This window comes from Streptomyces sp. DSM 116795 (genome assembly GCF_055792905.1).
In genome coordinates this window covers 19046-43518 of sequence record NZ_CM147707.1, presented here as the reverse complement: position 1 = coordinate 43518, position 24473 = coordinate 19046, and the positions used below count along the sequence as shown (strand labels likewise).

General features: G+C 72.0%; 21 protein-coding genes and 2 pseudogenes. 16 read left to right on the top strand and 7 right to left on the bottom strand.

Annotated features, from left to right (window positions below):
- Positions 1-62: 62 nt before the first annotated feature.
- Positions 63-257: a hypothetical protein gene (locus ACSMXX_RS00195; protein WP_241062849.1), complete on the bottom strand. Its 195-nt coding sequence runs from the start codon at positions 255-257 to the stop codon at positions 63-65.
- A gap of 389 nt (positions 258-646) precedes the next feature.
- On the opposite strand from ACSMXX_RS00195, the gene ACSMXX_RS00190 reads away from it, so the two are divergent.
- From ACSMXX_RS00190 to ACSMXX_RS00160, 7 genes are all read left to right on the top strand, one after another.
- Positions 647-3730 (top strand): Na+/H+ antiporter subunit A, encoded by a 3084-nt coding sequence (locus tag ACSMXX_RS00190; protein WP_473181961.1) that lies wholly within the window; start codon positions 647-649, stop codon positions 3728-3730.
- Positions 3727-4380, top strand: a complete 654-nt coding sequence (locus tag ACSMXX_RS00185; protein ID WP_473181960.1) for a Na(+)/H(+) antiporter subunit C — start codon at positions 3727-3729, stop codon at positions 4378-4380. The genes ACSMXX_RS00190 and ACSMXX_RS00185 overlap by 4 nt, the downstream gene beginning before the upstream one ends.
- A 127-nt stretch (positions 4381-4507) precedes the next feature.
- Positions 4508-6205: a Na+/H+ antiporter subunit D gene (locus ACSMXX_RS00180; protein WP_473181959.1), complete on the top strand. Its 1698-nt coding sequence runs from the start codon at positions 4508-4510 to the stop codon at positions 6203-6205.
- A complete protein-coding gene (locus ACSMXX_RS00175) occupies positions 6202-6915 on the top strand; it encodes a Na+/H+ antiporter subunit E (protein ID WP_473181958.1) in 714 nt (237 codons plus the stop codon). The genes ACSMXX_RS00180 and ACSMXX_RS00175 overlap by 4 nt, the downstream gene beginning before the upstream one ends.
- Positions 6900-7298: an MrpF/PhaF family protein gene (locus ACSMXX_RS00170; protein WP_473181957.1), complete on the top strand. Its 399-nt coding sequence runs from the start codon at positions 6900-6902 to the stop codon at positions 7296-7298. The genes ACSMXX_RS00175 and ACSMXX_RS00170 overlap by 16 nt, the downstream gene beginning before the upstream one ends.
- Positions 7295-7696, top strand: a complete 402-nt coding sequence (mnhG, locus tag ACSMXX_RS00165; RefSeq protein ID WP_473181956.1) for a monovalent cation/H(+) antiporter subunit G — start codon at positions 7295-7297, stop codon at positions 7694-7696. Before ACSMXX_RS00170 ends, mnhG begins: the two co-directional genes overlap by 4 nt.
- Positions 7697-7907: 211 nt before the next feature.
- The gene (locus ACSMXX_RS00160) at positions 7908-8324 is read left to right on the top strand and encodes an ATP-binding protein (RefSeq protein ID WP_473181955.1); all 417 of its coding nucleotides are present in this window, start codon (positions 7908-7910) and stop codon (positions 8322-8324) included.
- A gap of 94 nt (positions 8325-8418) precedes the next feature.
- On the opposite strand, the gene ACSMXX_RS00155 is transcribed toward ACSMXX_RS00160, so the two are convergent.
- Positions 8419-8766 carry a hypothetical protein gene (locus tag ACSMXX_RS00155; RefSeq protein WP_473181954.1) on the bottom strand — a complete coding sequence of 116 codons (348 nt, stop codon included), beginning with the start codon at positions 8764-8766 and terminating at the stop codon, positions 8419-8421.
- Between the two features lie 283 nt (positions 8767-9049).
- Here ACSMXX_RS00155 and ACSMXX_RS00150 point away from each other — a divergent pair, with 283 nt between their 5' ends.
- Positions 9050-9838, top strand: coding sequence for a 2-phosphosulfolactate phosphatase (locus ACSMXX_RS00150; RefSeq protein ID WP_473181953.1), 789 nt, complete (start codon positions 9050-9052; stop codon positions 9836-9838).
- Positions 9839-10023: 185 nt separating this feature from the next.
- Positions 10024-11583 carry a purine-cytosine permease family protein gene (locus ACSMXX_RS00145; protein WP_473185047.1) on the top strand — a complete coding sequence of 520 codons (1560 nt, stop codon included), beginning with the start codon at positions 10024-10026 and terminating at the stop codon, positions 11581-11583.
- Here the strand turns inward: ACSMXX_RS00145 and ACSMXX_RS00140 are convergent.
- Complete coding sequence (locus ACSMXX_RS00140) at positions 11566-12552, bottom strand: putative protein N(5)-glutamine methyltransferase (RefSeq protein ID WP_473181952.1); 987 nt, start codon at positions 12550-12552, stop codon at positions 11566-11568. The genes ACSMXX_RS00145 and ACSMXX_RS00140 overlap by 18 nt on opposite strands.
- A gap of 160 nt (positions 12553-12712) precedes the next feature.
- Positions 12713-13792 carry a ScbA/BarX family gamma-butyrolactone biosynthesis protein gene (locus ACSMXX_RS00135; RefSeq protein WP_473181951.1) on the bottom strand — a complete coding sequence of 360 codons (1080 nt, stop codon included), beginning with the start codon at positions 13790-13792 and terminating at the stop codon, positions 12713-12715.
- Positions 13793-13901: 109 nt separating this feature from the next.
- Here ACSMXX_RS00135 and ACSMXX_RS00130 point away from each other — a divergent pair, with 109 nt between their 5' ends.
- The 5 genes from ACSMXX_RS00130 (at position 13902) to ACSMXX_RS00110 (ending at position 17972) form a co-directional block, all read left to right on the top strand.
- Positions 13902-14519, top strand: coding sequence for a ScbR family autoregulator-binding transcription factor (locus ACSMXX_RS00130; RefSeq protein ID WP_473181950.1), 618 nt, complete (start codon positions 13902-13904; stop codon positions 14517-14519).
- The gene (locus ACSMXX_RS00125) at positions 14516-15493 is read left to right on the top strand and encodes an NAD-dependent epimerase/dehydratase family protein (protein WP_473181949.1); all 978 of its coding nucleotides are present in this window, start codon (positions 14516-14518) and stop codon (positions 15491-15493) included. The genes ACSMXX_RS00130 and ACSMXX_RS00125 overlap by 4 nt, the downstream gene beginning before the upstream one ends.
- 235 nt (positions 15494-15728) lie before the next feature.
- Positions 15729-16394, top strand: a complete 666-nt coding sequence (locus tag ACSMXX_RS00120) for a ScbR family autoregulator-binding transcription factor (protein ID WP_473181948.1) — start codon at positions 15729-15731, stop codon at positions 16392-16394.
- Between the two features lie 392 nt (positions 16395-16786).
- On the top strand, positions 16787-17260 hold the full coding sequence (locus tag ACSMXX_RS00115; protein WP_473181947.1) for a DoxX family protein: 474 nt from the start codon (positions 16787-16789) through the stop codon (positions 17258-17260).
- A 229-nt stretch (positions 17261-17489) separates the two neighbouring features.
- Entirely contained in the window at positions 17490-17972 is a 483-nt protein-coding gene (locus ACSMXX_RS00110; protein ID WP_473181946.1) for a DoxX family protein, read from the top strand.
- A 72-nt stretch (positions 17973-18044) separates the two neighbouring features.
- On the opposite strand, the pseudogene ACSMXX_RS00105 reads toward ACSMXX_RS00110, so the two are convergent.
- Positions 18045-18377: pseudogene (locus ACSMXX_RS00105) on the bottom strand (ArsC/Spx/MgsR family protein); the annotation flags it as partial.
- Between the two features lie 81 nt (positions 18378-18458).
- Positions 18459-19403, bottom strand: a pseudogene (locus ACSMXX_RS00100) (helix-turn-helix domain-containing protein); the annotation flags it as partial.
- Positions 19404-19497: 94 nt separating this feature from the next.
- Here ACSMXX_RS00100 and ACSMXX_RS00095 point away from each other — a divergent pair.
- Entirely contained in the window at positions 19498-20481 is a 984-nt protein-coding gene (locus ACSMXX_RS00095) for a hypothetical protein (RefSeq protein ID WP_473181945.1), read from the top strand.
- Here the strand turns inward: ACSMXX_RS00095 and ACSMXX_RS00090 are convergent.
- Positions 20478-21479: a LacI family DNA-binding transcriptional regulator gene (locus ACSMXX_RS00090; protein WP_473181944.1), complete on the bottom strand. Its 1002-nt coding sequence runs from the start codon at positions 21477-21479 to the stop codon at positions 20478-20480. The genes ACSMXX_RS00095 and ACSMXX_RS00090 overlap by 4 nt on opposite strands.
- Positions 21480-21697: 218 nt before the next feature.
- On the opposite strand from ACSMXX_RS00090, the gene ACSMXX_RS00085 reads away from it, so the two are divergent.
- Positions 21698-24472, top strand: a complete 2775-nt coding sequence (locus tag ACSMXX_RS00085) for an alpha-mannosidase (protein WP_473181943.1) — start codon at positions 21698-21700, stop codon at positions 24470-24472.
- The last annotated feature ends 1 nt before the right edge of the window (position 24473 follow it).

Here is a 24473-nt window from a genome sequence, read left to right as displayed (position 1 = left end):
GTGACGAATGCGGCGCACAGCGCGCAGCGCGACGGTCGGATTCACCCGCTGCGCGCGCCGCGCTAGAACTTCAGACCGCCCAGCAGCCCGGCGAGGCTGGCACCGCCCGCCTTGATGCTCGGGGCGATCGCCGTGCCCGCCAGATAGAAGCCGAAGAGCGCACACACCAGCGCGTGGGAGATCTTGAGCCCGTCCTTGCGGGTGAAGAGGAAGATGATGAAGCCGAGCAGGAGGACGCCGGAGACACTGAGGATCATGGGGGACTCCTGATGTAGGGGATTTTCACCCTGAGTGCTCCAAGGGTCACAGAAAGTGCCTGAGCAGGGAAACTGGCAGACGGGTGATTTGCCGGGCGGGGCAGGGTGGAGGCCCAGCCTGTCGGGTCAACCCCCGGCCCTGTCGCGGGTGTTGACCACCAGCGGTGTGATCGGGCAGCGGTGGGCGCTCCGTGGGCGCTTGCGGTTCCGTCTGCGCGAGCCCACGTACGAGCCTGTCCATGGCGTCGAGCGCCGCGAGAGCCGGACCGTGCCGTGTCTCTGCGGGCCGAACCGGACCGGACCCGGCCGCGCCGCTCCGGCCGTGTTGCGGGCCCCTGCTCAGTGCTTTGTACCCGTATTGACTGATTCGTCATGAAATCATCTGCGCTGTGCTGTCGCTGATCCTTCTTCACTTCGCCGGGGCGTGCTGTGCTCCGCTTCTGGTGCGGTGGCTGGGCACGCGGGCGTTCCTCGTACTTGCCCTGATCCCGGCGGCGGCACTGGGGTGGGCGGTCCGGCAGTACGGGGACGTGGCGGCGGGGGAGGTGCGCGTCGAACGGTGGCCGTGGATGCCGGCCCTGGGCGTGGAGCTGGATCTGCGCTGTGACGCGCTCGCGCTGCTGATGGTGGTCGTCGTCGGCGGCATCGGTGCGCTGGTGCTCGTCTACTGCGCGGGCTACTTCAGCAGTGCGGCGTTCTCGCTGGGACAGTTCGCGGGGACGCTCACCGCGTTCGCCGGTGCGATGCTCGGCCTGGTTCTCGCGGACGACCTGATCGTCCTGTACGTCATGTGGGAGCTGACCACGGTCTTCTCCTTCCTCCTCATCGGCCACGTACCGGAGCGGCGCCCCAACCGCCTCGCCGCGCTCCAGGCGCTGATCGTGACGGTCGCGGGCGGCCTGGCCATGCTGGTCGGCCTTCTGATGCTGGGGGAGGCGGCAGGCACGTACCGGATCTCGGGCATCCTCGCCGACCCGCCGCCCGCGGACGGAACCGTCGCGACCGCCCTCGTGCTGATCCTCGCCGGGGCCCTGTCGAAGTCCGCGGTGTGGCCGTTCAGCTTCTGGCTGCCGGGCGCCATGGCCGCGCCGAGCCCCGTGAGCGCGTATCTGCACGCCGCGGCCATGGTCAAGGCCGGCGTCTATCTCGTCGCGAGGCTGGCTCCCGCGTACGCGCACGCGCCGCTCTGGCAGGTGACGGTGCTCGCCCTCGGGTCGGTGACGATGCTGCTCGGGGGCTGGCGTGCGCTGCGCGAGAGGGACCTCAAGCGGCTCCTGGCCTACGGGACCGTCAGTCAGCTCGGCTTCCTCACCGTGCTGACCGGCACGGGCACACGCGACACCGCGCTCGCGGGGGGCGCGATGCTGCTGGCGCACGCCCTGTTCAAGGCCCCGCTCTTCCTCGTCGTCGGCATCATCGACCACGCCACCGGCACCCGGCAGCTGGACCGGCTCTCGGGGCTGCGCCGCTCCATGCCCGTCGTGTGTGCCGTCTCCGTGGCGGCGGGAGCCTCGATGGCCGCGGTGCCGCCGATGCTCGGGTACGCAGCGAAGGAGGCCGCGTTCACCGCGCTGATGGACCCCGCCGGGGCGGATCTGCCCGGCGCGGTGCCGGTCGCCGTGACGGTGGCGGTGACGGTGGGCTCCGCGCTGACGACGGCGTACACGCTGCGGTTCCTGTGGGGGGCGTTCGCCGCGAAACCCGCGGGGGACGGCGTCCGGGCGCCCACCGCGATGCGCGCCCGCACCAACCTGCTGCTGACCGCACCCCCGGCGCTGTGCGCGCTCGCCGGAGTGGCCCTGGGCCCGGGCGTCTTCAGCCTCGGAGGGCTGCTCGGCCGGTACGCCGGAACCTTTCCCGGCCCCCCGGAGCCGTACCGGCTGGCGCTGTGGCACGGGCTGAACACGGCGCTCCTGCTGTCGGCCCTGGCCTGGGCGGCGGGCGCGGCGCTCTTCCTGGCGACGCGCCCGCTGGAACGCCTGGGGCAGCGGCTGGCGGTGACGGAAGGCAAACGTGTCTTCGCCCGCTCGCTGTGGGCGCTGGAGCGCACCGCGCTCGAGGTCACCGGAACCGTGCAGCGCGGATCGCTGCCGGTCTATCTCGGGACCGTCCTCGCCTTCCTGATCACGGCACAGAGCATCGCCATGATCCTCGCCCCGCCGTGGCGGCACGTCGGCCCGGTGCGCTGGTTCGACTCGGTGCCGCAGCTGGGCGTGGCCGTCGTCGTCTGCGTGGTCGCCGCGCTGTGCGTGTCGGCGCGCCAGCGCATGACGGCCGTCGTGCTGGCCGGTGTGACGGGTTACGGCACGGCGGTGCTGTACGTGCTGCACGGTGCGCCGGATCTCGCACTGACCCAGTTCGCCGTGGAGACCGTCTCCCTCGTGGTGTTCGTACTGGTGCTGCGCAGGCTGCCCGCCCGCTTCCCCCACGAACGGCGCACCAGTGTGCTGCGGCGCGTCACGCGGCTCGTCACGGGACTGGCCGCGGGCGGGTTCGCCGCCGTGCTGACGTACGTGGCAGGCGCGGCGCGGGAGGTGCAGCCGTCCGGTCCCGGACTCACCGCGGCCACCGCGGACCACGGTCTGAAGAACGTCGTCTCCACGACGCTGGTGGACCTGCGCTCCTGGGACACCCTGGGCGAGTCCGCCGTTCTCGGGGTCGCCGCCGTCGGCGTGACGAGCCTTGTCTTTCTCCGCCGCCGCACCGGAAGTCCCGTCACCGCGTGGCCCGCGGCGGCCGAGCCCGTGCCGCCCGCGACCGCGACCGGGACCGCGGCCCCGACCGGCGGCCGGGCGGCGCATGCGCGCCATGGCCGGGGCGACGGGGGAGGGGGCGCGCAGCGCGCCGGGCATGTGTGGCCCGTACGGGCGGAACGGGGCGAGCACGGTGAGCGCGGCCGGCCCGGCGGCACCGGGGCGCCGCGCAGGGGCACGGGTGCGGTACCACGCCGCACGTGGCTCAGCGCCAGCGGCACCCTCGATCCCGAACGCCGTTCGGTGATCTTCGAGGTGCTGGCCCGGCTCCTCTTCCATCCCATCGTGGTGCTCTCCCTCTACCTGCTCTTCTGCGCCGAGAACCTGCCGGGCGGCGGCTTCAGCGCGGGCCTCGTAGCCGGGCTCGCGCTGGCGGTGCGCTATCTCGCGGGCGGACGGTACGAACTGGACGCGGCGGCGCCCGTCGACGCCGGCTTCCTGCTCGGACTCGGGCTGATGACGATGACCGCGACCGGGCTCGGCGGACTGGTGCTGAGCGGTTCGGTGCTCCAAGCGGGCACCTACCACGGGGAGTTGCCGGTCGTCGGGAAGTTCCACGCCGCCAGCCCCGTACTGTTCGACACCGGCATCTACCTGCTTGTTCTGGGCGTGGTCCTGGACGTGCTGCGCAGCCTCGGCTCCGAGATCGACCGGCGCGTCGAGAGGGCTCTGCGCGACGACAACCGCGGAACGCGCGCGGGCGGGGAGGCCGGGAGATGAACGAGACGGTCGCGCTCGTGGCCACCGGCGGCGCACTCATCGCCGCGGGCACCATCCTGCTCCTCAGCCGCCCGCTCACCCGCATCGTCCTGGGCACGGTCGTGATCGGCAACGGCGTCAATCTCCTGCTGCTGGCCACCTCCGGCGCCGCGGCCCGTGCCCCGCTGCTCTACCGGGTCTTCGGCCCGCAGCGCATCACGGACCCGCTGCCGCAGGCGTTCGTCCTGACCGCAATCGTCATCACTCTCGCTCTGACAGCGTTCCTCTCCGCGATGGCCTACCGCGCGTGGCAGCTGTCCGGGACGGACGACGTACAGGACGACGTGGAGGACCTCCGCGTCGCACACCGCGCCGAACACGGTGAGGAACACGGCGAGGAGGGCGCGCGGAGGCTCCCGAACGAGCGGGAACGGCGCGCCCGGCGCCGTGAGCTGCTCGGAGCAGGTGAGGAACTCGGAGCCGGTGAGGAAGAGGAACAGGCAGGCGAGGAGGGCGTGTTGAGGCACCCGCGGCGCTCGGGCGCCCACTTCCACGAGGCGCGGCGCCGCGCCCGGGCGGAGACGCGGGCGCACCATGCGCTCGGTGCCCGCAGGGACGACGAGACAGCCGACGACGACCTGTGGGAGTCGATCCTCGGGGCGGACCGTTGAACACGCCCCGGTCGTCGGACATCCCCGGACCGGCGAACACGCCCGGCCCGGCGGCCCGTTCCGCCCGCGCCCCGGCGGCGCGCCCCGCCATTGGCCCGCGCCCCGCTCTCGCCCCCGGAGCCCTCAGGTGATCGCCGCGCCCCCCGCCGGCGCCGACCCGGGCTCCGCACTCGTGGCCCTGCCGGTGATCCTCCCGCTCTTCGCCGCCGGGCTGAAACTCGGCATCGGCGTACGGCTGCAGCGCACCCAGCGCGTGATCAGCACCGTCGTCCTGGCCACCGTCCTGGCCGTCGCGCTCGTGCTGCTCGTGGACGCTGACAGCCACGGCCCGCAGGTCATGTACGCCGGGGGCTGGCAGCCGCCTGTCGGCATCGTCCTCGTCGCCGACAGGCTCTCCGCGCTGATGCTGGTGATCTCCTCGGCGGTGACGCTGTGCGTGCTGCTCTACTCCGTCGGCCAGGGCATGGCCGACCAGGAGGAGGGCACGCCCATGTCGGTCTTCCACCCCTCCTACCTGGTCCTGGTGGCCGGGGTCTCGGACACGTTCCTGGCCGGCGATCTCTTCAACCTCTATGTCGGCTTCGAGATCATGCTGACCGCCAGCTACGTCCTGCTGACGCTGGGCGGCACGGTCACGCGCATCCGCGCGGGAGCGACGTACGCGATCGTCTCGCTGCTCTCCTCCGTTCTCTTCCTCGCGGCGGTCGCCGTCGTGTACGCGGCGACAGGCACCGTGACCATGGCCGAACTCGCCCGCCGGTTCGACGAACTCCCGGGCGGCGTCGCCGTACTGGCCCAGATCTCGCTGCTGACCGTCTTCTGCACCAAGGCGGCCGTCTTCCCCCTGGCCGCCTGGCTGCCCGACTCCTATCCCACCGCGCCCGCACCCGTCACCGCCGTCTTCGCGGGGTTGCTGACCAAGGTCGGGATCTACGCGATGCTGCGCACCCAGACCCTGCTCTTCCCCGGTGACCGGCTCAGCGGCGTGCTGATGGTCCTTGCGCTGTTCTCCCTGATCGTGGGCATTCTCGGGGCCGTCGCACAGACCGACTTGAAGAGGCTGCTCTCCTTCACCCTCGTCAGCCACATCGGTTTCATGGTCTTCGGCATCGCCCTGGCCACCCGCGCCGGATTCGCGGGCTCCGTCTTCTACGTCGTGCACCACATCACCGTGCAGACCACGCTCTTCCTCGTCGTCGGGCTCGTCGAACGCCGCGGCGTCACCACCGACTTGCGGCGGCTCGGCGGAATCGCGAAACTCTCGCCCGCCCTCGGCCTCGTCTTCTTCGTCCCGGCGATGAACCTCGCCGGAGTGCCGCCGCTGCCGGGATTCCTGGGCAAGTTCGGGCTGATGCGCGCGGGTGTCGTGCACGGCGGCGCGATGGTGTACGTGCTCATCGCCGCCGGCGCCGCCACGAGCCTGCTCACGCTGTACGCCCTCGCCAAGGCGTGGAATCTGGGCTTCTGGCGGGCGGCACCGCCCCAGCTGTACGTCGTCGGGGTCGTGCTCGACACCGTCGAGACGGACGACGACGAATCACCGCCGGAGCGGGCGGCCGGCCAGGACAAGGGCGGAGCGGCGCCGGGTGGCAGCGGGGCCGTCGACGTCGACGTGCTCGCGGGGCGCGCCGAGACGTCGAGTTTCGGCGGCCGCGCCATCACCACCGGACAGCCGCCGGCCGCGATGCTCGCACCGACCGCGGCGCTGGTCGCCTTCGGCCTGGTCTTCACCGTGCTCGCCGGGCCGCTGTCGTCCCTGACCGCACGCGTGGCGGGCGAACTGACCGCCCGTACGCCCTATGTGACGGCGGTGACCGGGCGATGAGCGGACCACCCGCCCCGGGCGGCGCACCGTCAGGTGCCCCCGGAGGTGCCGCAGAAGGCGCCGCAGGGCGCGCGCCGGAGCGCGGCCGCGGCCGGCTGCGGGCCGCACAGTGGCCGATGGTGCTCGTGCTCACCGCGCTGTGGGTGCTGCTGTGGGGCACGCTGAGCGTCGCCAACGTCGCGACGGGCATCCTCGTCGGCGTCGTCGTGTGTGTGGTCTTTCCGCTGCCGCCGATCGAAACCCAGGTGCGGCTCCGTCCGGTCGGAATCGTGCGCTTCGCAGTCCGCTTCGCCCTCGACATGGCCGCGTCCAGCTGGCGGCTCAACAGGTACATCCTCGGGCCGCACCAGCCGCTGTGCGCTGTGCTGGCGGTACGGATGCGCAGCCCCAGCGACCTGATGCTGACGGCTACGTCCGTCGCGGTCGCCGCCGTTCCCGGCAGCAACGTGCTCGATGTGCACCGGGCGTCCGGGACGCTGTACATCCATGTGATGGGCGCGGAAAGCGAGGCGGCACGGGAACGTGCGCGGTACGAGGTGCTGCGTCTGGAGGACCGCATCGTGCGGGCCTTCGGTACCCGCGCGGACCTGGCCTCGCTCGACGCGTGGGACGGGCCGGGCCGGTCGTCCGGGCCGGGACCAGGGTCCGGACCGGGCGGAGGCGGTGCCGGCGGAACCACCGGGAGGAGCGGACCGTGGACACCGTCCTGAGCGTCGTCGTCGCCGTGCTGCTCGCCTCGGGTGTGCTGGTCACCGTACGGCTCGTGCGCGGGCCGTCGACCCTGGACCGCGCCGTCGCACTCGACGCCCTGGTCGCGGTGGTGATGGCCGGGATCGGAGTGCTCACGGCGACGCGGGGAATCCCGTACTACCTGCCGGCGCTGCTGGTCCTGTCCTTCCTGGGTTTCACCGGCTCGGTGAGCATCGCCCGCTTCCTCGCTCTGCGGGACGAAGCGGGCAGCGAGGACCCGGACGAGGGCGACGGCGCCGACGGCGAGGGGGAGGACGGAGGGCACACCGCCGCTCCGGAAAGCGGCCGCGGCCGCGGCCCGCGCCTCCACGGTGGGGGGAGAGAGCAGGGGAGCGGCGGATGAACTGGGCGGAGGCCGCTGATGTGGTGGCCCTGGCATGCATGCTCGCGGGCGCCGTGCTGTGCCTGCTCGCGGGAATCGGGCTGGTGCGGCTGCCGGACGTCCTGACGCGCATGCACGCCGCCACCAAACCGCAGGTGCTGGGCCTGCTGTTCGTCCTCGTCGGAGCCGGGCTGAGGCTGCGCAACGTGGCGGACCTGACAACGCTGGTCCTCGTCGGCCTCTTCCAGCTGCTGACCGTCCCCGTGGCGGCGCACATGGTCGGCAGGGCCGCCTACCGCACCGGAAGGACGGACCGCGAACACCTCGTCGTCGACGAACTCGGTACGGGACCGCATGAGTCCTCCGGGAGGCCGCGCGGGTCCGGCGGACCTGCGGGGGCGGACAGCCCGGACGGATGAGGAGCCACGGTGCCGGCTCCCGGCACCGCCGGGGGCGCATTCGGCAGGAACGTGACGGAACGGTGGATTTCCGGTGTCCGGACGCGTCCGAGGCTGTCTCGCGGTGAATGCCCTCGCCGCACGCCGGGAAGGAGAATCCGCAGGTCTTGATTCGCGTGGCCGGCCTTCCGCCCTCCCGGGCGGCCGCCGGCACCGAGGGGAAGTGAACGTCATGCGCGCGAGTTCGCGCCGGCCCCGGCGCACCGCACGCGTCGAGTACACGCTGCCGCGGCGGGCCGCATCCGCCCGCTGGGCCCGCCAGTTGACCACCGGATTCCTCACCGGCTCCAGGACACCGCCCGAGGCGGCGCGAGGTGTCGAGGACGCGCGGCTGGTCGTCTCCGAACTCGTCACCAATGCCACGCTGCACGGCAGGGGCCGGTGCCGGCTGCGGCTGAGCAGCGGCGAGGGCACCGTCACCGTCGAAGTACGCGACGACGGCGTCCTGTTGCCCCGCCTGCGCCGGGCGGGGCGCGAATGCGAGGGCGGTCGGGGCATCGCGATGGTCAGCGGGCTCGCGCGGCGTCTGGACGTCACCGGGGCACCCGGCGGTGGCAAGACCGTCAGCGCAGTCCTGGACGCCGCCTAGCTAAGCCGCTCCGCGTGCCCGTCCCCGCATGTGCACAGGGCTGTCTGTGGTCGGTTCGCCGGGAACGCTCAACTGCCATGACGGACGCGGCCGTTCAGGGCTGCCGTGACCACGCCGCCCATGCGGAGGCGACGTCCGAGTGGAATCGGCAGCGCCCGTCCGCGCCCAGCGGCGTACGGAAACCGTCGTGCGCTCCGACGATGTGGAAGCGCAGCCGCCCGCCGGCGGGCAGCACCCGGGGGAGCTCGCCGGCGGGCAGATTCTCGTCCCAGTGCACCGAGTTGAGGTCGAGATAGAAGTGCGTCCGTTCGTCCGTCACGCGGGCGCACAGGCTGTAGTGCAGCACTCTGAGCGTGGCGGCGCACAATGTGCCGCTCACCGCCACCCACACGCGCCGGCCCGCGACGGCAAGGACTCGGACCTGTATCGTCGCCGTCCCCATGAAAGCCCTTGTCCAGACCGTACGTTCCGTCGCGGCGAGTGCAACACCCGTACCGCTCCGGTCCGTACACAGATCACTTCGGTCCACTGCACTCCGCCCGGCGCACACAAGTATCACGTCCGGTACCGCATTCGGGCAGGTGGGTGACTGAACGGCACGTTCTCCCCGCATTTCCTCACGGGACCGCCCCGTTCCGGTCCCGCGGCCCTCCGCGCGGCAGCCGGCCGGGTGCGGAACGTAATTCGCTGGGCGGTTGCCGTGCGGTTCGGCAGTATCTCCGGTCATGGGAGAACGCGATTGCTTCGCGCAGGACGGCTACGCGGTGCGCTTCGAGTGGGGACCCGAGGGCGTACGCCAACTCGGCCCGCACACCGCATGCTTGGTGATCGTCGATGTGCTGTCCTTCACCACGTCGGTGACCCTCGCGGCGGAGCGCGGCACGCGGATCTTTCCCTGCCGGCCGCGTGACGAGCGGGCCGCGGAGCTCGCGGCGGAGGCGGACGCCCGCCGCGCGGTGGGGCGCCGCGAGACCACGGTGGACGCACCCTGGTCGCTCTCTCCCGCGTCCCTGCGGCGTGCTCCGTTCGTTCCCCGCCTGGTCCTTCCGTCGCCCAACGGGGCCGCTGTCAGCGTCATGGCGTCCGAGTACGGCGGCGTCGTGGTCGCCGCGTCGCTGCGCAACGCCGCCGCAGTCGGGCGGTGGCTCGCCGTGCAGGGGTACGCCACAGCCGCCCGGCCTGTCGGTGTGATCGCCTCGGGGGAGCGCCGTACGGACGGCACACTGCGGCCGGCCGCCGAGGATCTCCTCGGGGCGGGTGCCGTCATCGCCTCGCTGTCACGGGCGATCGCCGCGCTGTCTCAGGACGAAGGCAGCGCCCTGTCACCGGAGGCCGCCGTCGCGGCTGCGGCGTTCACCGGCACCGCCGATGCCGGGCGGGCTGTCGCCTCATGCGTCTCCGGGCAGGAGCTGGCCGAGGCGGGCTTCGGAGAGGACGCGGTCATCGCCGCCGAGACCGGCACTACTGCCGTGGTCCCCGTCCTGACCGGCGGAGCCTTCGCGCCCGCGAGCTGACGGACCGGTGGGCGGGAGCTCCGCCGCTGATGCTCAACCGCACGGCGACGGGGCGTACTTGACGGGGCCGGAGCCCGGCAGCAGGCTCCATCCGTCGGATCGGCGGAACGGGGGGCGCTGTGCCTGGTACGGAGACGGGTTCGCCGCACGGAGCGGTGGGGGAGAAGGCCGGGCGGAAGATCGCCGTGGAGGCCAACGGCCTCGACGTCATCGCCGACACCGAACGCAAGGGGCGCCCGGCACAGCTGTTCTGGCCGTGGTTCGCCTCCAACGTCTCGGTGCTGGGCCTGAGTTACGGCTCTTTCGCGCTCGGGTTCGGCATCGGTTTCTGGCAGGCTCTGGCAGCCGGCGTCGCGGGCATCGTCTTCTCCTTCCTGCTCTGCGGCTTCATCGCGGTGGCGGGAAAGCGCGGATCTGCTCCGACGATGGTGCTCAGCCGCGCCGCGTTCGGAGTGCGGGGCAACAGGCTGCCCTCCGCGGTCTCCTGGATGCTGACCGTCGGCTGGGAGACGGTGCTGGTCGTCCTGGCGACGCTCGCGACGGCGACCGTCTTCGACAGGCTCGGCTGGGGCGGAGGCACCGGCACGAAGATCGCCGCGCTGGCCGCCGTCTCCGTACTCACCGTGCTGGCAGGCGTCATCGGCTTCGACCTGATCATGCGGATGCAGACGGCCATCACCGTGGTCACGGCAGCGCTCACCGCCGTCTACATCGTCCTGGCCGCCGACGAGATCCGCTGGGAGTCGGTCCGGGCGCTGCCCGCCGGATCCGCCCAGGACGTCATCGGTGCACTCGTCTTCCTGATGACCGGTTTCGGACTGGGCTGGGTCAACGCCGCGGCGGACTACGCCCGTTACCTTCCCCGGCGCACCCCGGGAAGGGCCGTTGCGGGCTGGACGGCACTCGGTGCGTCGGCGGCGCCGGTGGTTCTGCTCGTCTTCGGCCTGCTCCTCGCGGGCTCTTCGGAGGATCTGAGCGAAGCGGTCGCGGCCGATCCCATCGGCGCGCTCACCGGAGTGCTGCCCGCCTGGTTCCTCGTGCCGTTCGCGCTCGTCGCCGTGCTGGGGCTGGTCGGCGGCGCCGTGCTGGACATCTACTCCTCCGGGCTGGCGCTGCTCGCGGTCGGGTTGCGGGTGCCGCGCTACGTCGCCGCCGCTCTCGACGGCGTCCTGATGATCGCGGGGACCGTCTGGATCGTCTTCTTCTCCGAAGACTTCCTCGGCTCCTTCACCGCGTTCCTCACCACTCTCGGCGTCCCCGTGGCGGCGTGGTGCGGAGTCATGCTCGCCGACGTGGCCCTGCGTTCCCGCCCGTACGACGACGGAGACCTGTTCTCCCGCAAGGGGCGCTACGGCGACGTACGGTGGCTGCCCGTCACCGTTCTCGCGGTGGCCACGGCGGCAGGTTGGGGCCTGGTCACCAACTCCGGGGCGGGGTGGCTCTCCTGGCAGGGCTGGCTGCTGGGGCCGCTGGGGCTCGGCGGCACGACGGGCCCGTGGGCTTCGGCGAACCTCGGTGTGCTCGTGGCGCTCGCTCTCGGCTTCGCAGTCACCTGGGCCGGCCAGCGCGGGCGGGTGAGGGCGCAGGAGAGCGCACCGCCCTCACAGCCGGCAGCGACGGCGGAACCGGCGACTTCTCCCGCACGGGCACCCGATCCGGCCCGCGCACAGGCACCCGCGACGGGACAGGCTGATGCGGAAGACGCAGGAGGCGGCAGCGCGCCAGGCTCAACCGGCGGTCAGTGAGGGCCCGTTGACTCCGTCGACGCCCCGCCTGCCGTCGGCGGCCGGTCTCGTACCGATGAGCACCGTTGCACCCAGCTCCTCGCACCGGGAAACCTGCGCAGCAAGCCCGTCACCCTCGAACGCAGCGGCCGCCGCCCCGGTCTGGGCCTCGCTCGTCTCCACCAGCAGATGTCCGCCGGGGGCGAGCCAGTGCGGTGCCGCCGCCGACACTCGCCTCAGTACCTCGAGGCCGTCGGTTCCGCCGTCCAGCGCCTCGCGCGGCTCGTGGACGCGTGCTTCCGGCGGCAGCAGGCTCACCGAATCCGTCGGTACGTAGGGCACGTTGGCCAGCAGCACCTCGATGCGCCCGCGCAGTCCGGACGGAAGAGCCCCGTAGAGGTCGCCCTCGTGGACCTGGCCGCCGGCGGCCGCCACGTTGCTGCGTGCGCAGCGCACCGCTACGGGATCGATGTCGGCCGCGTGCAGCTGCAACTCGACCCGGCCGTACGGCTTCTGAGCCGGTTCGTGTTCCTGAGCCTGTGCCTGTTCCTGGTCCTGTTCCTGCTCCGGACGAGCCGCCACCGCCGCGGCCAGCGCGGCACCCAACGCGCCCGATCCGCAGCACAGATCGACCACGACGGCACCGCGACGCGTGAGCGCCGCGGCCTGCCGTACGAGGAACTCCGAGCGGCGGCGCGGCACGAACACCCCCGGCCCCACCGTCGTCCGCATCCCGCAGAACTCCGCCCAGCCCAGGACGTGTTCGAGGGGCATGCCCGCCGTCCTGCGTTCCGCCATGGCGTCGAGCTCCCCGGGCGTACCGGCGGTGTTGAGCATCAACTCGGCCTCGTCCTCGGCGAATACGCACCCGGCCTCGCGGAGGCGGGAGACGAGGGCCGAGCGGGAGCACGACGAAAGCGCGGACGAACGCGGTGACGAAGGCGGCGACGACGTCGACCACGACGGAAACAACGGGGGAATGACGGACATGCGGGCGCCTCTCGGGATTCCGGAGGGTGCTCCCGGCTCCGGCCCCGGGCGAGGGCCTGCGTCAGCGCGACAGGACGCCCGCGGAGGGGAGGGAAGCACCCCGTTCCACAGTGGTGATCGGTCCCACCTCCCGGTGACGTGTGGTCTGAGAGCGGCAACACTACCCGAGCGCCGAACGGCGCGCAGCGGCCCCCGCGGCACCGCCCCCGGTATCCGTCGTGAAGCCGACGACAGCGGTGAACGCCTCCTCACCGTGCTGCGTGACGCTCACCGTCAGGCTCCGCTCGCCACCCGGGTTGCCGTCTCCGAGATCTCCGTCTTCCCCGGGGCCGGGTGAGACCTCGACGAAGCTGGGCGCGTCGAGATCGACATAACGGTGGAACCCGGCCTCCATCCGCGTCAGCCGCGGCTTGTGCGGCGCTGCGGCGAGATGCGCGGACTGCCGGGCGGCCTCCATCAGCAGCATTCCGGGGACATGGTCGACGGGGTGGTCGAACAGCCAGGGGCTGGTGGTGAGCACCCTCAACTGACGGCGCCCCGCGCCCCCGTGGGCGCTCCCGCCGTCGTCGCCGCCCTCGCCGCCGTTGCCGCCCCCGCCCCTGTCGTCGTTCTCGTCCGCAGCGAGCACCACTTCGCTCCCGCGCTCGCGCCCCACGAGCGCCGGAGCCCGCGGCGGCGGAGGGGCCACCGCGGCGGCCATGGCGTCGGGGGGTGCGGGAGTGCCGGGTCCGCGCAGCCTGCCGTAGACCGCGGGGCTGTGCGCGCTGTAGACGGTGGACGCGCTGCCCAGAGTGCGTCCGGCACAGCTGACGGTCATCGCCAGGGATATCCGCCGCAGGCGTGCTCCCGGAACCGGGGCCTGCGAGGCGGACACGTGCAGCACCACTTCGGCCGGGCTGTCGCCCACCGATAGGAACGGCGTGGAGAAGGCGCAGTGGTGGTGGTCCCAGATCAACTGGTGCCCGCGCGGCACACCGTATGCGGCGTGCGCGATCAGCGGCAGCGCCTGACGCGTCGTCTCGACGAGCAGCATCGGATCCTGCAAGCCGTCGCCGTCGGTACGCCAGAAGCCGTGATCCCGCGGCCACTGCGCACCCACCTCGAACTCCCGCTCACCGCACCGCCGCCAGCCGGTCAGCAGCACCTCGTTGTGAGCCGTCTTGTGTACGAACTCCCGCGGCACCGGCCACGAGTACGCTGTGCTCTCCGGCAGATGGGGCACGGCGGGGGTGAAAGCCATGTGCGGTCCTCCGGGTATATGACGGTGTCCGAAGAATGTGACAGTGACCTGTGCCTGAAACGATAGAACCTTTTGGGGGCATCGGATGGCGGCGGCAAGAGCGAGGCCGATGCAGCAACGGGCTCTTGAGACCCGGCAGTTGATTCTCGAGACGGCGGCGGAGGTGTTCGACGAGGGAGGCTACAAGGCTTCGAGGATCTCGGAGATCATGCACCGGGCCGGCATCACCCAGGGAGCCTTGTACTTCCACTTCACCTCCAAGCTGGACCTGGCCCGCACCGTCATGCTCGCCCAGCGTGACGCCGTCGTCCTGCCGCCCGGACCGGACGGCCTCCAGCGCCTGATCGACACGACCCTCCTCCTCGCACACGAGCTGCAGACCAACAAGCTTCTGCGCGCCGGGGTACGTCTGGCCGTGGAGCAGGAGGAGATCGGCTTCCACGACGACGCCCCGTACCGCGAGTGGGCGGAGGTCTTCCGCGGCCAGCTCGCCGCCGCGGCCGAACGCGGTCAGTTGCGCAGCGGAGTCGAGGTGGAGCGGCTCGCGGTGCTGCTGGTCGGCTGCTACACCGGCGTGCAGCACTTCTCCAAACTCTCCTGCAGGCGGGCCGACTTGCCCGACCGCATCGCGGACCTGTGGCAGTACATGCTGCTCGGGATCGCCCCGCCGCAGGTCGCGGCCGAGATGGTGGTCAACCCGGACACCCCGCTGCTGGCGGCCGGATGACCGTACGGGTGGTGCTGACAGGGGCGAGCGGCTTCATCGGGTCCGCGGTCCTGCGCCGCCTCATCGGGCAGGAAGTCGCCCCGCAGGAGCACGAAGACGTGCAGGTGCGGGCGCTCACGCGCCGGGAGCTTCCGCTTCCCGACGGGGTGGAACAGGTCCACGCCGACCTCGCCCGTCCATCCACCCTCGCCGGGACCTGCTCCGGTGCCCGGGTTCTCCTCCACGCGGCCTCGCACGTCGGGCCGGACGACCGACTCTGCACGCAGATCAACGACTTGGGGACCGCCGCGCTGATGGACGAGGCCCGGCGGGCCGGCGTGGAGCGCGTGGTGCAGCTCTCCACCACCGCCGTGTACGGACGCGGGCCCCACCATGGCGCGGCAGTCGGCGACGTGGTGCCCGACCCGGGCTCAGCCACGAGCCGCAGCCGCCTCGCGGCTGAGGCGCACGCACTGCGCCAGGACGCCCTGGTACTGCGCGCCGGTCTGATCACCGGAGCGGGAGACCGCTGGGTGGTGCCGGCACTGGCCGAACTTGCCCGCCGAGTACCGGGATACTGGCGGGGAGGGCACGCGAAGCTCTCCCTGATCGACGTGGCGGACCTGGCGCGTCTCGCCGTACGCGCCGCGTTGCCGACCCCCGGCTCCGGCCGCATCCACGCTGCCGTCCGGGGCGTCCACCACGCCGTGCACCCCACGCCCGTACGCAACCGTGACCTGCTGGACACGCTCGCCTCGCTCGGCCTGATGCCGCCGGTGAGCGGCGAGTTGACGTGGCCGGAATGCCTCGCGCTCATGAAAGAGCACCCCGGACGCATCAGCGAGCGCCAGCTCGCCCTGCTCGCCTTCGACCACCATTACGCCACCGGTCTGTGGGAGGCGTGCGAATCAGCCCCGGGGCAGGGCCCGTTGGGCGCGCTCGCCGGAGCGGCTCCCTGGTATCGCGCGTATCTCGCGCGTGCGGCCCGTCCGTGACGCCCCGGGCAGCCGGCCTCCGGCGTCCCGAACCTTCGGGCCCCGCGGGCACCGTGGGCAACTCCGGCGACGCTCCCCGCCAACCGGCTCTGTCATCCCTTCTGATCCCTTCGGGCGCAAAAAAACAGAACACTTTGTATGTTTGTGGGGGCGGCACCTTCATCTTCCCCGGCGGCTGCCGCTCCTGACGGTCCGTCTCCCCGCGGACCGGATCGCATGAAGGGACAACAGCCGAATGAGGCAAGAGCGCGCGGAACTCACCCGGCAGGCACTGACGATGGCTGCGGCGAAATCGTTCGACCGCCTCGGCTACCAGCGCACCACGCTCTTCGAAGTCAGCCGCGGCGCAGCGATGAGCAAGGGCGCGCTCTCCTTCCACTTCGGGAGCAAGGAGGAACTGGCCGATACCGTACGGCGCGAGGCGTGCACGCGGTCCTACCGTGCCGCGGAGCAGCTGCGCGCCAAGGAGCAGCCCGCGCTGCAGACCCTGATCGACCTGACCCATATGGTGGCGCACCAGCTGGAGGGCGACCACCTCGCCAGGGCTGCGGTCAAGCTCGCCCGCGAACTGGACACTCCGCCCGACCCGGAGATCAACCCCCTCGCCTGCTGGCAGCAGGTCTTCACCGACGTGGCCCGCGAGGCGGAGAAGGAGGGCACGCTGCGCGGCGAGGCCACCACGGAGGCCGTCGCCGAACTCGCCTTCTGCCTCGCGTCGGGAGCCCACTCCGAGCAGAGCAACCGTACGAAGGACTCCGGCGTCGACATCCACCAACGTCTCGCCGCTCACTGGCAGTTGCTGCTGCACGGGCTCGTGACGTCGCCGGGCGGACTGTGGAGCGCCGGCACCGAGACGGACTGGCTGCGGGCCGTCGAGGGGCAGCAGACCACCCCGGACTGAGCGGCTGCGGGGAGCACACGCCGTGATCCTCAACTCTGCGGCCGGCCCGGCCCTTCGCGGTGATGCCGGGAGCCCGGCCCGGACGGTCACCCCACCCGGCCCGGAGGGTCACCGTGCCGCCCCACGCTGTCACGGACGGTGAGTAGCGTTCGCGGGTCGCCGCTGTGCGGGAGGGCCGCGGCGCTGGACGTTGACCATGATGGACAACTGTCTGCGCTGCGTACCGGCCACGTGATACGCATCTCACAAGCCCCGGCGCTCCCCGCGCGGGGGTGCCGCCCTCGCTTCCGCTGTGGCGGGGGAGTTCCGCCGCGGGTGTTCCGGTGGTGGCAGGTCAGCCGCCGGGCGCGCCCTGGGTACCGCTTGTGCACCGTCCGCAGAAGGAGTCCATCATGGCCCACGCGAGCGGCGTTCCGCCGACCTCTCCCGCAGGCCCCTCGGCCGCCCGACCCTCGCGCCCCAAGGGGCCGGCCCGCATCGCCCTCGAAGTCGTCCTGTGGGCGGTGCAGTTGTATGTCGCCTACTTCATGGTCACGGTCGGAGCGCTGCCCGCTCTGACCGCCGACTCCGGAGCCAAGGGAGTCTTCGAGCAGATCGGCCTCGGCCTGTGGCTGATGTATCTGACCGGTGCGCTTGAGCTGCTCGGCGCCATCGGTCTCCTCACACCGTGGTTCTCGGGCCTCGCCGCGCTCGGGCTGATCTTCGTGATGTCGGGTGCGTGCTTCACGCACCTGACCCTCCACGACGGCAAGGGCGTGGAGACCCCGGCGATGATCCTCATACCGCTCGCTCTCATCGTCGTCGGACGGTGGTCGACGGTGAAGAAGCTGGGCTCGTGGCTCACGGGCGGCGGCAACCGGCGCTGAGCCGCCGGCAGCCGGCGCCGCCACGGGCGGGCCGTCCCCGCCGAGCCGGGGCGGCCCGCCCGCACGGCGTGCGCCCGTGCCGCGCCCCCGGGCCCTGCTGACGTTCCGCCTTCCCCGCCCTGCGGGTATGTCCGCGTGAACGCGTGGGTTCCGCCGCGATGAGAATGGTGCGGCCGTCCGGTCTGCTCCGGTGTGTACATCCCGTACGCGCCCCTGAGAGGAGACCGCCATGAACCAGTCAGCCGGCACGCCTTCCGGATCCGCGGCACCGTCCCCGGGGCGTGCGCCGGGTCAGCCCGCCGTCCGGCGCGAACGCACCAAGCACCTCGCCCTGCTGGCGCTGCAGGTGATACTCGGACTGTTCATGGTCCTCGCCAGCGCGGTCCCCAAGCTGATCGCCCACTCGTCGGCCACGGAAGGCTTCGAGGAGATCGGCTTCGGCATGTGGTTCATGTACCTGATCGGCCTGCTGGAACTGGCCGGCGGGATCGCACTCGTCACGCCATGGCTGTCGGGTCTCTCCGCGATCTCCCTCATCGCCCTCATGATCGGGGCCTTCATCACGCAGATGACCGTCTTCGACGGCGAATACGCCGCCACGCCGCTGCTCTTGATCGTCCCGCTGGCTCTCATCGCGTGGGGACGCAGGGACACCCTTAGCGCTCTGCCCACGCTGCTGAGGCGCGACGGCCGTACTGGCGACGCGGGTTGAGCGGGGAACGAATGCTCGCCCGTCGACGGATCACCGTTGACGGATCACCCGTAACCGATCACCCGTAGCGGATCACCTGACAACGGATCTGACCGACTCCGGAGAGCGGCCCACCACAGCGCTCCCGTCGTCCGCGGTGATGATCGGCCGCTGGATCAAGGAGGGGTGGGCCGCCAGCGCCCCGAGCCACCGGCCGCGGCTGTCCGCATCGCGAGCCCATGACGAAAGCCCCAGCTCGGCGGCTGCCGGCTCGCCGGTGCGGGTGATGTCCCACGGCTCCAGCTCCAGCCGCGCCAGGACATCCTCCAGCTCCCGTACGGTCGGCGGCTCTTCCAGATAGCGGCGCACCGTGTACTCGGCGCCTTCCGCGTCCAGCAGCGACAGCGCCGAACTGCACTTGGAACACGCGGGGTTGATCCAGATCTCCATACTCCGGTCCTTTCCTCTGGGCGGCGGTGCCCCGCCGGTCGTCGATGGATCACCGCTGCGGAAGGCACGGCGGTGGGCCGCGGGAGCCACGCCCCGGCGGGCGGCGAAATGATGCCGCAGGGTGTCCGCACTGCCGAAGCCGGAGCGCACCGCCACGGCCTCGACGGGAAGCGGGGTGTTCTCCAGCAGCTCCTCGGCCAGCTGCAACCGCTGGTCGAGGATCCACCGGTGCGGCGTCGTCCCGGTCGCCTCCTTGAAACGCCGGGCCAGCGTCCGCGGTGACATCGCGGCGCGTGCGGCGAGTTCTTCCACTGTCAGCGGCCGGTCCAGGTGCGCCTGCATCCAGTCGACGAGCTCCGTCAGGCCGTGACCGGTACGGGCGGGAGGCACGGGCATCTCGACGAACTGGGCCTGCCCGCCCGCGCGATGGGCCGGAACGACCATGCGGCGCGCCAGGGCGTTGGCGGTGGCGGCCCCGTGCTCCCGGCGCACCATGTGCAGGCAGGCGTCTATGCCCGCTGCCGCGCCTGCGCTGCTGAGAACGGGGCCGTCCTCGACGTAGAGCACGTCGCTGTCCACCTGGATCCGGGGATGGAGCCGGGCCAGACGGCCGGCGAACTGCCAGTGCGTGGTGGCCCGCCGGCCGTCGAGGATCCCGGCGGACGCCAGCAGGAAGGCACCCGTGCACACCGACAGCACGCGGGCCCCGCGGGCGACGGCTTCGCGCAGCGCCTCGAGAAGCGGCTCCGGCGGATCGTCCTCCAGCTGCGGCCAGGCGGGAACGGTGACCAGGTCCGCGGTCGCGATCCGCTCCGGACCGTGCGCGACCTGCAGTGTGAAGCCCGAAGTGGTCATGACCGGGCCGGGCCGGGGAGCGCACAGCGCGAAGTCGTGGACGGGAAGACCGTCGTCCGAGCGGTCCAGCCCGAAGACCTGGGCGACCACGCCCAGTTCGAAGACGGCAGCCTGCCGCCCGACGAGAGCGACGACATTTCGAAGCACCCGCTCATCATGGCAGGAAATCATGGCAGGAAATACCCGTGCACTGGCAGTCCTGCCACTGTCCCGTGGCTGCGTCCGGCAGCAGGATCCCGGCATGGACAGAATCGGACACCGCCCCGGAACGGACTCCTCCGCCGGTACCTTCCCGCTCCCCGGCACGGCTGGCTCCGCCACGGTGGCCGTCCCGGCGCCGGACAGCGGACATCAGCGATGGGCGGGCGCACCCAGCTCGCACTGGGACACCGACGGGTCACTTCTGCTCGCCTACCGTGTGCGGGCGGGGGAGGACTACAACGTCGTCGCCCGCTCCGTGGACGGCGCCACCTTCACCACCCTCACCGTCCTCACCCGCGACCGGCTCGGCGCCGCCATGGTCGAGCGCCCCGCACTCATCCGCACCGACAGCGGCGCGTGGCGCCTCTACGTGAGCTGCGCGACCCCCGGCAGCAAGCACTGGTGGGTCGGCGTGACCGAGGCGGCGACCCCGGAAGGACTCGGCAGCGCCCCGGTGACGCCGGTGTTCGAGGGAGACCGGCACACCGCCGTGAAGGACCCCGTCATCCGAAGACGCGGTGACCGCTGGGAGGCGTGGCTGTGCTGCCATCCCCTGGACGAACCGGGCGAAGAGGACAGGATGTTCACCGCCTACGCCACCAGCCGCGACGGGCTGCGCTGGCAGTGGCACGGCACCGTGCTCGCCGGACGGCCCGGCGCATGGGACGCGCGGGGCGCACGGCTGACCAGCGTTCTGCCGGACGGGCGTGCCGCGTACGACGGCCGGGCCTCCGCCGAGGAGAACTGGCGTGAACGCACCGGAGTGGCCGCACCGGACGGGTCCGGGCACGGCCTGGGCCTCCACGGCCTGGGCGGGTCCGCGCACGGCCTGAGCGGGTCCGGCGACACCCCGCTTCTGGTCCCGGTCGGCGACGCGCCGGCCCGCGACGTGCGGTACCTCGATGTCCTGCCCGTGCCGCGGGGCGGATACCGCATCTTCTACGAGGCCCGGCTCCCGGACGGAAGTCACGAGCTGCGCACCGAAACCGTCCCCGCCCCGGGGCCTGCGCCGGCTTCCCGCTAGGAGGAGTCGCCCGTCACGGGGATCTCACCGGAGCCGCGCGCGATCAGCTTTGTCGGCAGCGTGGTCCTGCCGGGGGCGGGGGAGTGGCCCGCCATCCGCTCGAACATCAGCCTGGCCGCAGTGCGTCCGATCTCCTCGACGTCGTGGGAGATCACGGTGACGGGCGGGTCGATCAGGTCGGCCGTCTCGAAGTCGTCGAATCCGATCAGCGCGACCCGCCGGGTCAGGCCGAGGCTGCGCAGCGCCCGTACGGCGCCGATCGTGCATTGGTTGTTGAGCGTGAACAGCGCTGTCGGCGGCTCCCCGGAGCGCAGAAGATCCAGGCACGCGTGCATGGCCTCCTCCGCGCAGCGCGCCCCCAGACGCGTCAACTCCTCGGCATACGGGACCTGTTCGGTGCGCAGCGAGGCACGGTGGCCGCCGATGCGCTCCGCGACGCTGAAGATCCGCTCGTCGTCTCCCACCACGCCGATCCTGCGGTGCCCCTGGCGCAGCAGATGTGCGGTCCCCTCGCGGGCCCCCTCGGCGTGATCCGTGAGCACTGCGTCGGCCGCGATGCCGTGCGGTGGCCGGTCCACGAAGACGACGGGCACGCCCGCCTGTTGCTCCGGCCGGAGAAAGCCGTGGTCCTCGCCGGCGGGCACGACGATCAGGCCGTCGACGCGCCGTGAGCACAGTGCGGTCAGCGTCTCGCGTTCGCGGGCGGCCGTTCCCGACGAGGCGGTCAGTACGAAGCTGCCCTGCTGCCGGGCGATCTCGTCGATTCCGTGCACGAGGCTGTCGTGGAAGCGGGTGCCGGCCTGCGGGATCGCGAGCCCGATGGTGCTCGTACGGTCGCTCTGGCGCAGACCGCGCGCCAAGTCGTTGCGGCGGAAGCCGAGTTCGGCCATGGCCTGCAGGATGCGCTCCGCGGTGGCGGCCGAGACGCCGTCCTCGCCGTTGAGGACGCGGGAGACGCTCTTGATGCTCGTGCCGACATGAGCGGCGACGTCCTTCATCGTCGGGCGTCCCGCCCGACTGCCGGTCCTGCCTGTCCCGCCCACCGCTGACGGCACCCCCTCGTCGTTCACTGCCCCGCCGCGCCGCGGCGCCGCGGGTCTCTTCCGTCGTCCCTCTTGACGCCGCGGCCTCACCAAGTGTGCACTGCTCCCGCAACTACGTCAACGTTGTCGGTCAACGTTGACTGTGAATCCGGACCCCTCTGGACAGGAGAAACGTGCACGCCCCCGCCCCTCCGCCGCATCACACGGCGCCCCAGGAACCCCTCGCAGTCGTAGTGCCGCACACGCACTGGGACCGCGAGTGGTACAGCCCGTTCGAGACGATGCGCTTCGCGCTCGTACAGTTCCTCGACGAGCTGATCGACGTCCTGGAGGAGGAGCCCGGTCTGCCGGCCTTCCTCCTCGACGGTCAGGCGGTGATCCTCGAGGACTACACCGAGATCAGGCGGGACCGGCGCGAGCGTCTCACCGCCCTGGTGGAGGCGGGACGGCTGCGCCCCGGACCGTTCTACGTACAGCCCGACGAGTTCCACGTCTCCGGCGAGGCGCTGGTGCGCAACCTGCTCATCGGCTGCCGCGTCAGCCGCGAGTACGGGCATGTGATGCGCGAGGGATATCTGCCGGACACCTTCGGGCACGTCCACCAACTACCGCAGATCCTGCGCGGGTTCGGCATCAGCACCTTCTACGCGATGCGCGGCTTCGGGGAGGAGGCCGAAGCCGCCGGCAGCGAGTTCCACTGGGACGCCCCCGACGGATCGCGGGTACGCGTGCACTGGCTCGCCGAGAGCTACTCCAACGCCGCCGTCCTCACCGGCGATCCCGGAACCCTCTCGCTGCACCACGGCATCCTCGTCGGCTACGACCGCCTCGGCGAACTGCTGGAACGTCTGGGGGCACGCTCGCAGACCGGCGTACTGCTGCTGCTGAACGGCGGCGACCATCTGCGGGTCCAGCAAGGCGTGCTCGGCATGGTCCGCTCGCTGGACGCCGCCCAGGCCGCCGCCGGCGGTCCCCGCCTCCGGCTCGGCGGTCTGGAGGAGTTCCGCCGCCTCACCGACGAACGGCCGCCGCCGCAGGCCGAGTTCAGCGGCGAGCTGCGGTACGGCCGCAAGCACGACGTCTTCGACGGCATCGGCTCCACCCGCACCCCCATGAAGCGGCTCAACGAAGCCACCGAGGCCAGGCTGTCCGGGATCGCCGAACGGCTCGACGCGCTCGCCGCCGTCCAGGACGGCCGCTCCCACCTCGACTCGCTGCGCCACGCCTGGCGCGAACTGGTCAAGAACTACGCCCACGACTCCATCTGCGGCTGCTCCGTCGACGACGTCCATGAGGAGATGCACGTGCGCTTCGCCCGCGTGCGCCAGATCGCCGACGCCGTCACCACCGACGCCCTGGCCCGCCTCGCTCGCACTGCCGCGGCGGCAACGCCCGTGCACGGCACGGGAATTCCTCTCGCCGTGTTCAACCCGAGCGCCTTCCCGCGCTCGGAAGACGTGAGCGTCGATGTCGTCCCCGATCTCCGAGCACCGCTGGGGGAGCGGAAGTTCGGATGGACACAGTCCCCGGAACGTACGGACTGGAGCCGCTACGCCCTCATCGGCCCCGACGGCAGGCGCCTCGACTTCACCGCGGCCGCCGCTCCCGAGGTCCGCGTCGAGGACACCCTTGACCGCCGCAAGGAGATCCACCGCGACCGCCTCACCTTCCACGCCGCCGACGTGCCCGCACTCGCCCCCGCCCTGTACCGTCTCGTGCCCCTGGACGAGGTGCCGCCCCAGCAGCCGCCGTCACCGCGGCCCCCGCGGACGGTACGGGGCGAGCGCAGCCTCGAAAACGGCCTTCTGCGCGTCGAGTTGGAGGCTGAAGGAACCCTCGCCGTCACGGACCTCGCCGACGGCCGGCGCCACACCGGCCTGCTGGAACTCCTCGACGACGGGGACGCCGGCGACGAATACGGCTTCGGCCCGCTCCCCGGCGACCGGCCGCTCACCTCACGCACCGCCGACTGGCAGGTGACCGGCGGCCCCGCGGAGGACACGCTCCTCGCCCGCGCGGAGCTGACCGTCCCGGCGTCCCTCGCCCCCGGACGTACCGCCCGCGGCGGGAACTCCACCGCCCTGCCCGTCTCACTCACCGTCCGCCTGCCGCCCGGTGCAGGCCGCGTCGAGGTGGACGTGACCGTCGAGAACAACGCAGAGGACCACCGGCTGCGGCTGCGCCTGCCGACAGGCCTGCACACCGGTCACTCCGTCGCCGAGTCCGCGTACGGCCTCATCCGCCGCCCGGCCGCACAGCCCAGCGGCGACGGCTGGCGGGACAGGCCGACGGGCGCCTTCGCCATGCGCCGATTCGCAGCGCTGGAGGAGGAGGACGGCACAGCGGGCCTGGCCGTCTTCACCGAAGGCCTGCACGAGTACACGCACACCGACGGCCACGTGCTGGAGGTGACGCTGCTGCGCTCCGTGGGCTGGCTGGCACGCCAGGACCACCCGCTGCGCCCCCACAAGGTCGGGCCCGAACTGCCCACGCCCGGCGCCCAGTGCCCGGGCAGGCACACCTTCCGCCTCGCGCTGCGCCCGTACTCAGGAAGCGCGGAGACCGGCGATCTGTACCGCACCGCCGAGGAGTTCGCACTGCCGCTCCTCACGCACGCCGTCCAGAGCAGCCGCCCCGGCCCCGCACCTCAGGGCGCACCGCCGCCGGGCCTGAGCGTCGGCCCCCGGCAAGCCGTCGTCACCGCGGTGAAGAGCGCCGAGGACGGCGACGGAACGGTGGTGCGGCTCTTCAACAGCTCGGGAAGCCAGATCACGGCCACAGTCGCCCCCCGATTCCCGCTCGACGCCGCGCAGTTGTGCGACATGGAGGAGAACCCGCAGCAGGAGCAGGCGATTCAGCGGGACGGAACCCTCCGGCTCCCGCTTCCCGGCGGCCGGATCACCACCCTGCGGCTGCGCCCGGCAGCACAGACGACCAGGAGGCGATGAA